The 13,064-nt window shown below is 70.5% G+C and carries 9 protein-coding genes and 2 tRNA genes; 3 read left to right on the top strand and 8 right to left on the bottom strand.

Annotated elements, in window-relative coordinates; all coding sequences use genetic code 11:
• Positions 1-7: 7 nt before the first annotated feature.
• The 3 genes from NFR49_RS06025 (at position 8) to NFR49_RS06015 (ending at position 1,594) form a co-directional block, all read left to right on the top strand.
• Positions 8-904, top strand: coding sequence for a phosphoribosylaminoimidazolesuccinocarboxamide synthase (locus NFR49_RS06025; RefSeq protein ID WP_251158723.1), 897 nt, complete (start codon positions 8-10; stop codon positions 902-904).
• Entirely contained in the window at positions 891-1,496 is a 606-nt protein-coding gene (locus tag NFR49_RS06020) for a hypothetical protein (protein ID WP_251158722.1), read from the top strand. The genes NFR49_RS06025 and NFR49_RS06020 overlap by 14 nt, the downstream gene beginning before the upstream one ends.
• A gap of 22 nt (positions 1,497-1,518) precedes the next feature.
• Positions 1,519-1,594, top strand: a tRNA-Arg gene (locus tag NFR49_RS06015).
• A 411-nt stretch (positions 1,595-2,005) separates the two neighbouring features.
• Here the strand turns inward: NFR49_RS06015 and pknB are convergent.
• From pknB to NFR49_RS05970, 8 genes are all read right to left on the bottom strand, one after another.
• Entirely contained in the window at positions 2,006-3,883 is a 1,878-nt protein-coding gene (pknB, locus tag NFR49_RS06010; RefSeq protein ID WP_251158721.1) for a Stk1 family PASTA domain-containing Ser/Thr kinase, read from the bottom strand.
• A 137-nt stretch (positions 3,884-4,020) separates the two neighbouring features.
• A complete protein-coding gene (locus NFR49_RS06005; RefSeq protein WP_251158720.1) occupies positions 4,021-6,918 on the bottom strand; it encodes an FtsW/RodA/SpoVE family cell cycle protein in 2,898 nt (965 codons plus the stop codon).
• Positions 6,915-8,141 carry a Stp1/IreP family PP2C-type Ser/Thr phosphatase gene (locus NFR49_RS06000; protein ID WP_251158719.1) on the bottom strand — a complete coding sequence of 409 codons (1,227 nt, stop codon included), beginning with the start codon at positions 8,139-8,141 and terminating at the stop codon, positions 6,915-6,917. The genes NFR49_RS06005 and NFR49_RS06000 overlap by 4 nt, the downstream gene beginning before the upstream one ends.
• A complete protein-coding gene (locus NFR49_RS05995; RefSeq protein WP_135977836.1) occupies positions 8,138-8,551 on the bottom strand; it encodes an FHA domain-containing protein in 414 nt (137 codons plus the stop codon). The genes NFR49_RS06000 and NFR49_RS05995 overlap by 4 nt, the downstream gene beginning before the upstream one ends.
• Positions 8,551-9,684, bottom strand: a complete 1,134-nt coding sequence (locus tag NFR49_RS10160) for an FhaA domain-containing protein (protein WP_275557141.1) — start codon at positions 9,682-9,684, stop codon at positions 8,551-8,553. Before NFR49_RS10160 ends, NFR49_RS05995 begins: the two co-directional genes overlap by 1 nt.
• The gene (locus NFR49_RS05980) at positions 9,671-11,416 is read right to left on the bottom strand and encodes a serine/threonine-protein kinase (RefSeq protein ID WP_251158717.1); all 1,746 of its coding nucleotides are present in this window, start codon (positions 11,414-11,416) and stop codon (positions 9,671-9,673) included. Before NFR49_RS05980 ends, NFR49_RS10160 begins: the two co-directional genes overlap by 14 nt.
• Before the next feature lie 175 nt (positions 11,417-11,591).
• On the bottom strand, positions 11,592-12,524 hold the full coding sequence (locus NFR49_RS05975) for a hypothetical protein (RefSeq protein ID WP_251158716.1): 933 nt from the start codon (positions 12,522-12,524) through the stop codon (positions 11,592-11,594).
• 282 nt (positions 12,525-12,806) lie between these two features.
• Positions 12,807-12,893, bottom strand: a tRNA-Leu gene (locus tag NFR49_RS05970).
• Positions 12,894-13,064 lie beyond the last annotated feature (171 nt).

Genomic DNA, 13,064 nt, shown 5'->3' with positions numbered 1-13,064 from the left:
GACCCATATGGAGACCATGGACAGGCGGCCGGACGGCTCGGGCAAGGTCCGCGACATCTACGACTGCGGCGACAACCTCCTCATGGTGGCGAGCGACCGCATCAGCGCCTACGACTTCGTGCTGCCCGACGAGATCCCATCCAAGGGCGAGGTCCTCACCCGCATCTCGGCGTTCTGGTTCGACCGCTTCGCCGACCTTGTGCCCAACCACATGGTCTCCATGGACGTGGCGGACTTCCCCGAGGAGTTCTCCCGGTGGGCCGACTACCTGGACGGCCGCGCCATGCTCGTGAGGAAGGCCCAGCCGCTGCCCGTGGAGTGCATCGTGCGCGGATATCTCACCGGCTCCGGCAAGAAGACCTACGACGAGGACGGCACCGTGTGCGGTATCGCGCTGCCCGACGGCCTCCGGGAGGCCTCCAAACTGCCCGAGCCCATCTTCACCCCCTCCACCAAGGCAGAGCTGGGCGACCACGACGAGAACATCTCGTTCGAGCGGTGCGCCCAGATCGTGGGGCCCGAGGTGGCGGACCGTCTGCGCAGCCTCTCCATAGCCTTGTACAAGGCGGCTTCCGAGTATGCCGCCGAGCGCGGTATCATCATCGCCGATACAAAATTCGAGTTCGGACTCATCGACGGCGAGATCGTCCTCATCGACGAGTGCCTCACCCCCGACTCCAGCCGCTTCTGGCCCGCCTCCACCTACGTGGAGGGCGAGGTCCAGCCCAGCTACGACAAGCAGTACGTGCGTGACTGGCTGCGGGCCAACTGGGACATGGAGGGGGAGCCGCCCCACCTCCCGGCCGACGTGGTCGAGGGCACGGCCGCGCGGTACCAGGAGGCGTACGAGATCGTCTGCGGGGAGCCGTTCGTTCCCGCAAAGGAGCAGCATGTCTCAGCGTAATCCCAACAACGACCGCTCCCAGAAGCAGCGCACCGACGGCGTCTCGGGCATGACGCGCAAGGGCGCCTCCCGGGCCAAGCCGGTGTCCCAGGCGGGCTCCACGGTGCAGGTCGTGGAGCGCCGGTCCAAGGCTCGCTCCAAGGCCAACCCCGCCACCCTCTCCAAGGAGGAGAAGAAGGAGCTCAAGCGCCGCGAGCGCGACGAGCGCGACCGTGTGACGGTGGTCAGCAACATCCTGCAGCGCCAGGACCCGGCCTACGCCGGCCTGCGCCGCCTGTGGTGGATCCTCCTGGGGGCCGGCCTCGCCTTCACGGCCGTCTCCTGGATCTGCATGTTCATCGTCCCCGGCGCCTCCAGCGACCCGGGCACCCCCATGGGTATGGCCGCCATGGTCTGCATCATCCTGGCGTACGTGTGCATCATCGGCGGCTTCATCTTCGACTGGGTGAAGGTGCGCCCCATCCGCCGCAAGATCGAGGCCACCGTGGCCGGCATGACCGAGAAGCGCATGCAGCAGATCGTGGACGACGACTTCCGGCGCGAGGAGGAGGCCCGTCTGGCCCGCGAGCAGCGCAAGCGGGGTGCCAAGTAGGCTAGAATAGCCTTTGCACAACGCGCCTGTAGCTCAGGGGATAGAGCACCGCTCTCCTAAAGCGGGTGTCGACGGTTCGAATCCGCCCAGGCGCACCACGATAACCGCAGGCCGGGACCGCCAACGGGCGTCCCGGCCTTTTTGCTGCCGCGACCCGGCGGCCGGCCCCCTCTCCCGGCCGTCTCCCCTCGGCACCTGAACGCGTCTGAGGGCGCCCCCTTTCCCACCTGAACGCGGTTGAGGGCGGATTTGGCGCCCCTGAACGCGTCTGAGGGCGGATTCCGGCCCGTTCGGCCGTCCGGAGTCGCTCTCAACCGCGTTCAGGTGCCGAGGGGCACGGGGGACACGGGCGGCATGGGACGGCGGGGCAGGGGACGGCGGCAGGGGCTCGCGTGGGACAAAAGTGTCCGGGTGTTGGGACAAAAGTGTCCGACCAATGGGACAGACATGGGAAGGGGCCCGCGTCGTCGGATGCGCGGGCCCCTCGGGTCTCTCGATGATGCCGTCGGCTACTGAGTGTTGGAGTCCGAGCCGGTGTCGCCTGTGCCCTCGTTGCCGGTGTCGCCGCCCTGGTTGTCGGAGTTGCCGCCCTCGTTGCCGGTGTCGCCACCCTGGTTACCCGAGTTGTCGCCCGAGTTCCCGCCCTGGGACGGCGTCGTGGGGGTGGTGGGCTGCTGCGGGGTCGGCTTGGGACCCTTGCTGATGGTGAGCGAGATGGTGGTGCCGGCGGGCTGCTCGCCGTCGGGGGTGTACGAGATGACGCAGCCCTCGTCGACGGAGTCGCTGTAGACCGAGTTGCCCACCGACACGGCGAAGCCCGCGTTCTGCAGGGTGGAGGTGGCGCTGGACTCGGAGTAGCCGCGCACGTCGGGCACCGACTTGGAGTCCTTGCCCTTGGACAGGCTGTAGGTCACCGTGTCGCCCTCCTTGGCGGTGGTGCCGGCGGCGGGGGACTGGCTCACCACGAGGCCGCTGTCCACGGAGTCGCTGAACACGGAGTCGCCGGCCTTGGCCACGAGGCCGAGCTTGGAGAGGGCCTCCTGGGCCTGGTCGGGCGTCATGTTGTCGAGGGACGGCACCGTCACCTCCTGGGCCGGCTTCTTGCCCTTGGACACGGTGAGGTTGATCTTGGTGCCGCGCTCCTGGAGGGTGCCGGACTGCGGGTCCTGGTCGATGACCGTGCCCTCCTCGGCGGTGTCGCTGTACTCCTGGGTCACCGAGCCCACCTGGAAGAAGTCGGTCTGCTCGATGGCAGCCACGGCGGAGTCCTGGGTCATGGAGATGTAGTTGGGCACCGACTGGGTGGTGTTCTGGTTGCCCAAGGCAAAGTAAACGATGGCGCCGACGAGGGCGATGGCGGCGATCACGCCGACGATGATGCCCACCTTCTTGCCGGTGCCGCCGCCCGAGGGCTCGTCGTCCTCGTCATCGCTCTCCACCTTGGCGGCCACGCGGGTGGCGCCGGAGGGGTTGGAGACGCGGTTCATCTGCTGGGTGCCGCCGGCGCGGTTCATGCGGCTGGTGGGGCCGGCGGGGATCATCGTGGTGGCGTTGTTGGAGACCGAGACCACGCGGCCCGCCAGGTAGTCGGTGAGGGCGCGGCGCAGCTCGTCGGCGGTCTGGAAGCGCGCCTGCGGGTCCTTCATGAGGCACTTCATGATGATGGCCTCGAGCTGCGGGTCCACGTTGGGGTTGACCTGCGAGGGCGGCACGGGCTGCTCGTTGACCTGCTTGAGGGCCACCGAGATGGCGTCGTCCCCGTCGAAGGGCACCTTGCCGCAGCTGGCCTCGTACATGACGATGCCGAGGCTGTAGATGTCGGAGGTGGGGCCGAGGGGCTTGCCCTGGGTCTGCTCGGGCGAGACGTAGTGGGCCGTGCCGAGCACGGAGTTGTCGGCCGTGAGGTGGCTGTTCTTGGCCCGGGCGATGCCGAAGTCCATGACCTTGATGGTGCCGTCGGGCTGCACCATGATGTTCTGTGGCTTGATGTCGCGGTGGATGATGTCGTGCTTGTGGGCCACCGAGAGGGCCTGGCAGATCTGGGAGCCGATCTGGGCCACCTTGCGCGAGTCGAGGGCGCCGTGGGTGCGGATGCCGCTCTTGAGGTCGGTGCCGCGCAGGTACTCCATGACGATGTAGTAGGTGTCGCCGTCCTTGCCCCAGTCGAAGATGCCCACGATGTAGGGGCTCTGGAGGGCGGCGGCCGCCTGGGCCTCCTGCTTGAAGCGGGCGGCGAATGAGGGGTCGGCCGCGTACTGCGGCAGCATGGTCTTGATGGCCACCGTGCGCCCCAGGACCTCGTCGGTCCCGCGGTACACCGTGGCCATGCCGCCGATGCCGATCTTTCCCTGTACCTTGTAGCGTCCGCCAAGGATCCGCTCTGGCATATTCCGCTCCTGTTCCGTACGTGCCGGGGCCGTGGTGCTCGAGATGTGGGCGCCCTGCCTGTGTCCTGTTTTAACTGCGTTTGTGCCTGGTGCCGTCGATGTCTGTCAGTGGTGCGTGGGTGGTGCGGTCGTCTCCATCATGCCGCCGCCTGGATCTGGAGGGTCCGGGCGATGACCTTGCCGGCTATCGAGGTCGCCACGCCGCGGGCCTCCGCGTCGTTGGACCCCTCGATGCACACCGAGATGGCCAGGGTGGGCTTGTCGGCGGGTGCGAAGCCGATGAAGAGCGAGTTGATGCCGCTGCCGGTCTCGGCGGTGCCGGTCTTGCCGGCCACCGTGACGCCCGACAGCGAGGCCGCCCCGCCGGTGCCCGACTCCACCACGGAGACCATGGCGTCGGTGACCTCCCGGGCGGTGTCGGCCGAGATGGCCTGCCCGAGCGACTTGGGGGCGGTCTTTGAGATCTGGGTGCCCTCGGGGGAGAGCACGGAGTCGACGACGTAGGGGTTCATGACCACGCCGCCGTTGGCGATGGCGGCCGCCACCACGGCGTTCTGCATGACGGTGGCCTGGGGCCCGTTGGAGCCGGCGTGCTCGCCCACGGGCTGGCCGCAGCCGGCCCAGGCGGTCTCCCACTCGCTCATGTCGCCGGGGTTGGCCATGACGGAGGGGATGCACGAGAAGTCCAGGCCCAGGGAGCCGTCGTAGCCGAAGGCCTCGGCGTACTTGACGAGCTCGCCGGCGCCCTCCTGCACGGCGAGCTGGCCGAAGGCCACGTTGCTCGAGACGGCGAAGGCCTCGCGCAGGGTGAGGGTGCCGTACTCGCGGTCGCCGTCGTTGGTCACCGCGGCGCCCCCGATGTCCATGGAGGCCGGGGCGTCGAAGGTGGAGTCGAGCGAGAACGCGCCGGAGTTGAGGGCGGCCGAGAGGGTCACGGCCTTGAAGGTGGAGCCGGGCGCGTAGAGGGCCTGGGTGGTGCGGTCGACGAGGGCGCCGTTGCCGCTGGCGCCCGTGATGGCCGAGGCGAGGTCGTCGTAGGAGTAGGTGGGCGCGCTCGACTTGGCCAGGACGGCGCCGGTGGACGGGTCGAGCACCACGATGGCGCCCACCCGGCCGGCGAGGGCCTCGTCGGCCGCCTGTTGGATCTTGGAGTTGATGGTGAGCACCACGGAGTCGCCCGGCTGCTCGATGCCGGCGAGGGAGTTCATGGCCCCCTGCCAGCTGGAGTGGTCGGCGTGGCCGGTGAGGGCGTTGTTCATGGTGCTCTCGATGCCGGTGGCGCCGTACTGGGTGGAGAGGTAGCCCACGGTGTGCACGGCCAGGTTGCCGGCCGGGTAGCTGCGCACGTAGGTGCCGTCGGACTGCTTGAGCGACTCCGCCAGCGTCACGCCGTCCGACGTGATGATGGCGCCGCGCTGCACCTTGGCCGAACGGGCGATGGTGTGGTTGTTGGACGGCATGGACTGGTAGTCGCCGGCCTTGATGACCTGGATGAACGTGAGGTTGGCGATGAGCAGGGCGAAGAGCACCGTGAAGAAGGTGACGAGCGCCGTGAGGCGGTGCGAGAGGGCCACGCGGCCGAGCACGCCGGACTCGGGCGTCTCCATGCCGAAGCTCACCATGGCGTAGGGGCTGTCCTTGAGGGCGTCGTGCACCTGCGACACGCCGTTGGCGTGGAGCGCGGGGGTGACGGTGGAGCCGGCCACGCCCGAGCCGCTCACCAGCACGTTGTGGCCCGTGCCCTGGTCGCCGCAGCGCAGGAGCAGGCCCACGATGATGAAGCTGGCGAGCAGCGACGAGCCGCCCTGGCTCATGAAGGGCAGCGTCACGCCCGTGAGCGGCATGAACTTGGTGACGCCGGCCACGATGAGGAAAGCCTGGAAGCACACCGAGGTGGTGAGGCCCGTGGCGGTGAAGGCGGCCATGTCGCTCTTGGCGCGCGCCGCCGTGGCGAAGCCGCGCACGGCGAACAGCATGAACAGCAGGAGGACGGCGCTGGCGCCGAGCAGGCCCATCTCCTCGCCGATGGCCGAGAAGATGAAGTCGGACTCCACCACAGGGATGAGGCGGGGCATGCCGCGGCCCACGCCGGCGCCGAAGAGGCCGCCGTCGGCCAGGGAGTAGAGCGACTGCACGATCTGGAGGCCGCCGCCCTGGGCGTCGGCGAAGGGGTCGAGCCAGATGTTGAAGCGCACGCGCACGTGGTTGAACAGGAAGTAGCAGCCCACGGCGCCCACGGCGAGCAGGGCCACGGAGATGAGCACGTAGCTGGCACGGCCCGTGGTGACGTAGATCATCACCACGAAGATGGTGAAGAAGAGCAGGGCGCTGCCGAGGTCGCGCTCGAAGACCACGATGAGCAGCGACAGGCCCCACATGCAGAGCACCGGCGCGAGCATGCGCGGGCGCGGCAGGGTGAGCGGGCCGATCTTGCGGCTCGACACGCTCAGGAGCTCGCGGTTGGCCGCGAAGAAGCTCGCAAGGAACAGGACGATGGCGATCTTGGCCAGCTCGCCGGGCTGGAAGGAGAACGAGCCCAGCCTGAGCCACAGCTTGGAGCCGCCCTGCTCGGTGCCGAAGACCATGGGCAGCAGGATGAGCGCCACGCCGACGATGCCGATGGTGAACTTGTAGTCGGCCAGCTCGTCGAGGTTGCGCACCACGAACAGCGTGACCACCATGGCCGCCACCGAGAGGAACAGCCAGGTCACCTGGTTCATGGCCAGCGTGGGCGCCAGCCGTGTGACAAACGTGATGCCTATGCCCGACAGCACGAAGACGATGGGCAGGATGGCCGGGTCGGCCCCGGGGGCCAGCATGCGCACGGCCAGGTGCGCGGCGGCGAAGGCGGCGAACAGGCAGATGGGCACGGCCACGGTCTCGAAGGTGAGGGCCGCGCCGGTGTCCACCACGTACATGGCGTAGATGAGCAGCACGGGGACGGCGCCGGCGCAGAGGAGCAGGAGCTCGGTGGTGCGCCGGTTGGCCCCGCGCTCGAGGCGCTCCTGGGCGTAGGTGGAGACGTGTCCCATCATGACGCGGCACCTCCCTGGTCGCCGGAGCTCTTGAGCGTGTCGGCCGTCTCCTTGGCCTGGTCGGCGGCCTCCTGGATCTGGCGGCGGTAGTCCTCCACCGTGGTGCGGGCCTTGTCCTCGGACTCCACGGAGATGCCCTCGGAGAGGCGGCCCTGCACGGCCTCGGGCAGGGAGGCCACCGGGACGTCGGTCTCCTCCACGAGGTGGGAGAGGGGCACGCCGAGGAAGTCTCCCTCCATGCCCTGGTAGATGCCCACGGTGTCGCCGGAGGGGGCGAGGTAGAACGTGCTGTTGATGAAGAGGGAGAGTGCGGCGGCCGCCACGGCCAGGAAGGCCGCGAGCACGCCCACCCAGGCCAGGACCGCACGGCGGCGGCCGCGGCGGCGGATGTCCTCCTTGCCGTCGTTCCTGATGTCCACCACGATGACGGTCACGTTGTCGTGGCCGCCGGCGATGAGGGCGGCGGACACCAGGGCGTCGGCGCAGACCTGGGGGCTCGCCGAGGTAACGCAGATGTCCTCGATCTCGGCGTCCGTGATCATGGACGAGAGGCCGTCGGAGCACAGGATCACGCGCTCGCCGGCCTCGACGCCGATGGTGAAGTGGTCCGCGTACATGTCGGGGTCTGAGCCCAGGGCGCGGGTGATGACGGAGCGCGAGGGGTGCACGCGGGCCTCGTCGGCCGTGATCTCGCCGGCGTCCACGAGCTCCTCCACGAAGGAGTGGTCGTGGGTCACGCGCACGAGGGCGCCCTTGTGCAGCAGGTAGAGCCGCGAGTCGCCCACGTGGGCCACGGCCATGCGGTCGTCCTCGATGATGCAGGCCGTGGCGGTGCAGCCCATGCCCTCGCGGCCCCGCCCGGTCTCGGGGGCCGTGAGGACGTCCATGTTGGCCGCCTCGATGGCGGCTCCGAGCTGGGCGGAGTCCGCCGAGGAGGGCGCCTCCTTGGCGATGGTGTGGATGGCGATGGAGCTGGCCACCTCGCCGGCGGCGTGGCCGCCCATGCCGTCCGAGACGGCGAAGAGCGGCGGCCGGCAAAGGTAGGAGTCCTCGTTGTGGTCGCGGATGAGGCCCACGTCCGAGCGGGACCCCCATGCGAGACGCTGGTTGGACCCGGATTCGGAGTCCGATCCGGGTCTGCGTTCGAGGTCGAGCATGGGTCGGGAGGGGGCCGTTGCCTGGGTGACGCTCGCGGGCACGGGCAGGTGCTGCTCGTCCGTCATCGGCGGCTCACCCTAAGGACGGCGTCCCCCACCTGGAGGTCGTCGCCGTCGCGCAGGGTCACCGGCTCGGTCACGGTGCGGCCGTTGACCATGGTGCCGTTGGTGGACTCGAGGTCCTCGAGGACCAGGGCGGGCCCCTGGATGGTGAGGCGCGCGTGGTTGGCGCTCACGAAGGGCTCGTCGATGACGATGTCGCAGCTGGGGGAGCGGCCGATGACCACCGGCCCCAGCATGTCCACGTGCAGGCCGCGCAGGTTGCGGGGACCCTTCTCGAGGTCGAGGGTCCAGATGGCGGAGTCCTTGCGCTGCCCCTTCACCAGGCCGATGCCGGTGCGCATGACGGCGAAGAGGAAGAGGTAGAGCAGCACCACCAGGAGGATGCGGCCCGCGAACAGGACGATGTCGATCATCAGCCCTCCCGGAACTCGAGGTTCGTGAGGCCGAGGGTGATCAGGTCGCCGTCACGAAGGGCGCACTGGTCGACGTCGACGTCGTTGACCAGCGTGCCGTTGGTGGAGTTGAGGTCGGTGATGGTCCAGCCGGACCCGTGGTGCGAGAGCTCGGCGTGGCGCCGGCTGACGTTGGGGTCGCGCAGGACGATGCCGCCGGTGGTGCGCTCGCGGCCGATGACGCAGCGGTCGGAGGTGCACGAGTAGGTGCGGCCCGACTGGCGGTCGATGAGCAGGGCGCCCACGGGCGTGGAGGCCGGGCGCTGGTTGGCGTGGGGGTTCACGAGGGGCACGTTGCGGCGCTGGGTGGCCGGCGCGGGAGCCGGGGCCGGGGTCGCCGCAGGGGCCGGGACGGGTGCGGGGGCCGGGGCGGCGAGGCGCTGGTCGTTGTGGCGGGCGCGGGCCTGCTGGGCGCGCACCTCGTCGGACGGCGCGACGGAGCCCATATAGCCGGCGCGGGGCTGGGCCGGGGGCACGGGCGTGCCCGGGCTGCGGTAGCCGGCGGGCAGGGGCGCCGCGGGGCCGTGCTCCATGGCGTAGGCGTCCTCCACGACGTCGAGCACGGTGTCGGGGCTCATGACGTCCAGGCCGTCCTGGGAGGGGTCGGCCGCCGGGGTGCCGATGGGCCCGAGCCCGAGGTCGAGGTCGGCCGCCCGGGGCTCCTGGCGGGGCTGGCCCGCGGGGGCGCCGGTGTAGGCGCGCTCCTCCTCCCGCAGGCGGTCGAGTGTGCGGGCGTCCACGTTCTCGGCGAAGACCGAGAACTTCCCGTGCTTGAGGGCGGGGTCCACCATGAAGCGCACGAGGGGCTGGCCCACGAAGGTGTAGCCGCGCCGCTGGGCGTGGGCCTCCAGGAACAGGGCCGTCTCCTCGGTGAGGGTGGCGTAGAGCGGGCGCATGGCGGCGTCGTCCGCCTGCGACACGAGCACGGTGAAGAGTGCCGGCGCGGTGTCCACGCCGTTGATGACGTAGGTCTCGTTCTCCATCTCCGACGAGGCCTTCTTGGCGAGCTTCTTGAAGGAGAGGGGTGCTGCGGCCTGGGACGACGATCCGAAGATGCCTGCTATACGCTCTTCGAACACGTTAAGAAAGTTCACGGTCTTCCCCTTCCCGACGCAATTCGGGAGGCCCGAACAACGTGATCGCGACGATCATAAGTACCGTAGAGCCTAACGCAAGGCCCATGGCGGCGCCCGACGGTGCGCCCCATATCCCGCCAAACTCCAGACCCCCCGCCAGGGAGCAGCCCACGAGCGTGACGACGAGCGCGAGCACCTGCCCCGCTGCCGCGGCGCCCTCGGACCCCCTGCGCCCCATGGCCGAGGCCAGGGCGGCCGCCCCCGCCGAGAAGGCCGCGGCTGCCCAGGGGCCCGGCGAGGCCAGGGCGGCCGGCACGGAGGCGACGGCCTGGGCCACGGCGGCGGGGTCCGCCGACCAGAGCGCCCCCTGACCGGTGACCGCCCAGGTGACGACGGTCGCGGCGGCCGCCGTTCCGGCTGCGGCGGCGGGCTCCAGCGCGAAGCCGGCCAGGGCCGGGCACACGGTCCATGCGCCGAGGGCCGGCGCCGCCAGGACCGCGGGGGCCAGCGGCGCTCGGCCGCCCGCGAGGCGTAGGGGCACGAACCCGCAGGTCACCGCGACGGCGCAGCCGACCACGGCCTGGGCGGGCAGCCCGGCGGCGATGCCGGCGGCCGCGCACGCGACGCCGGCGAGGGCGAGCCCCGCGGCGCAGGCCGCCGTGGGCACCGCCGCCCCGGCCACGGCGGCCGCCACGATCAGGCAGACCACGGCCACGGGCCCGAGGCCGGCGAGCGGGGCGGCGCACTGCCATGCCAGCGCGGCGGTGCAGCCGGCCGAGGCCAGGCGGGCGGCCGCGGCGGGGAGCCAGGGGATGCGGCGGCCGGGCGGGTCGAGGGCGCGCCAGGCGTCCTCGTCGAAGGGTTCCTCGTCGGAGCCCTCGTCGTCCAGCAGCGAGACGATGGAGTCGCGGCCCTCGTCGGGGTCGCCGAGGGAGGGCAGCACCTCGCCGGCGAACTCCTCGGGGTCGGTCATGCGGCCGGCGGGGGAGGGGGCGAGGGCCGTCTGGAATGCCAGGGTGGCGGGGCCGGCCAGGCCCTCCTCGGCGTCGGAGAGCGGCGGCGCGCCCTTCTCGATGAGCTTGAGGGAGGCGGCCGGCGTGGTCGCCTCGAAGGGCCGCAGGCCGGTGAGGGCCTCGTAGCAGACGGCGGCCAGGGCGAAGACGTCGGTGCGCTCGTCGACGAGGTCGCCGGAGAGCTGCTCGGGGGGCATGTAGCCCACGGTGCCGCCCCGGGCCCCGCCCCAGCCGGCGGCGCTGGCGATGGAGGCCATGCCGAAGTCCGCGAGCTTCACCGAGCCGTCCCGGGCCACCATGACGTTGGCCGGCTTGATGTCCAGGTGCAGGACGCCGTTGTCGTGGGCGTAGGCCAGGGCGGCCGCCACGGACCTCAGCACGTGGGCCACCTCGCACCAGATGAGGACGCCCCCCTCCACCCGGGCCATGAGCTCGGCGAGGGTCACGCCGTCCACGTACTCCATGACGATGTAGGCGTAGCGGTCGTCCACGGCGAAGTCGTGGACCGTGACGATGTTGGGGTGGGTGAGGAAGCTGGAGGCGCGGGCCTCGGTCAGGGCCTCGTCGACCACCGACGCGGCGTCGCCCTCGGCGTCCAGCGGCAGGCACTTCACGGCCACGCGCCGCTGCAGGCGCACGTCCCAGCACACCAGGACCGACCCGAAGCCGCCGGTATCGCGCAGCTCTATGGTGCGGTAGCGGCCCAGGAGCAGGGCCGGCGATGTCTGAGTCTCCATGGGCGAGTCCTCGGGTGCGGTTGGGGTGTGGTGGGGCCGCCTGACCGCACCAGTGTACCGCGGGTGCCCCGGTTGGGGGCGGCCCGCCCACGGCGGAGGCCCCTGTGGCATGGATGCGGCCCCCTGCCGCGCCCGCCGTCCCATGCCGATGCCGCCTTTGGCATGGTCCCGTCCGTCACCAGAACCGGTGGGGGCCCAGCATGACCGCCCGGAGGCACCGGCGCTGCCAGGTGAAGCGGTCGTCGGGGTGCCACGACAGCCCCAGCCGCTCGGCCAGCCGGGCGCAGGCCATGGAGAAGAGCCGCTCGTCGTGGACGACGGCCGAGGTCCACGGGCCCACGTCTATGCCGAGCAGGTCCGAGGCCAGCTGCCTCTGTCGGTCCTTGATGGCCTGCTCGCGGTTGTCGTGGAACTCGGTGCTGTCGTACTCCACGCCAGCACCGGCGTCGGGCCAGTAGAGGTCCACGAGCATCGACCGTTGGCCCCCGACGGCCCGGCTGAGCTCGTCCGGGAGTTCAATTTTGGCGTTGAGCTCGGGTTTTGGCAGCCCCATGCCCCCATGGGCGGGCTTCAGGGCGAGCATGACCGTCAGGGCGGTCTCCATGGGGGAGCGCGAACGGTCGGCGACGGCGCCCAGGGCCTCCTCGAGCACGGCCCTGCCCTTTGCCGCGGGGGCTTTCCGGCAGAGTTCCTCCACGGCACCTGCGGTTATCAGGGGGTCGCGGGGGAGGCACCGGCCGATCGCCGGGTCGCACAGGTAGCTCGCCGCCATCGTGCACCCGAGCGCCGCCGTGCCGGCCACCCCGAGCGTCGCGGCCCTGAGCAGCAGGTAGAGCCCGGGTGTCGGCACGTGGACCGGGTCGCCCCCCGCAAGGGGCCCCTCGACCCGGAGCAGAGGGGACATCGGCGTCTCGAAGGCCGGCGTACGGTGGGGGACCGCGCCGTCCCGTCGGCAGCGGTCGTGCCCCGGGGCCACCATGAGGTGCACCGGCAGCCGCTGCGTGTCGGGGAGGCCGGCGAGGCTGCGGGCGAACGGGCCCATCTCGCTGTACCACGGCAGGTCGCGAACGGCGTCGGCCTGCCGTGCCGTGCACGTGGCCTCCCCCATGATGCGGTCCGCCTCTTCCTTCGGGATCGGTGTGAGCGGGGCTCGTGAGGCGTATGCGATCCAAGCACCCAGGTCGGTCAATACGGTACTCATGGGAATCAGTATGCACTAAATATGCCGGTTTATATTGGACTTCTCAAAAATCGTTTGACAAAAACCCGACAATCGCCCGACCGTTCCCCGACGGGGCCTGTCAGGTGCCGAGGTAGGGGTGTCCGGGGACGGGGCCGCGGGAGGCGCGGCGGCACAAAAAAAGAGCCCCGGGGGGCTCTGGAAGTGCGATGGTGCGGGCGAAAGGACTTGAACCTTCATGAGGGAACCCTCATACGGACCTGAACCGTACGCGTCTGCCAATTCCGCCACGCCCGCGTGAGTCGAAATTATACACGTCCGTCGCTCGGAGGCAACGGTTTTTTAGACAACGGCCGTTCGGACCCCAGGGGTGCGGGGTCGAGCCGCCATGCCAAAGCGGCCTTTGGCATGGACCTGCCGCCGCCAGGGCGCCCTGAGGCCCCTCGCAAGACCCCTCAACCCATGCCA

Source organism: Caniella muris (assembly GCF_943193035.1).
Taxonomy (GTDB): Bacteria; Actinomycetota; Coriobacteriia; order Coriobacteriales; family Atopobiaceae; genus Granulimonas; species Granulimonas faecalis.
The sequence above is the reverse complement of the archived record's forward strand: the minus strand, read 5'-3'. Positions and strand labels throughout refer to the sequence as shown.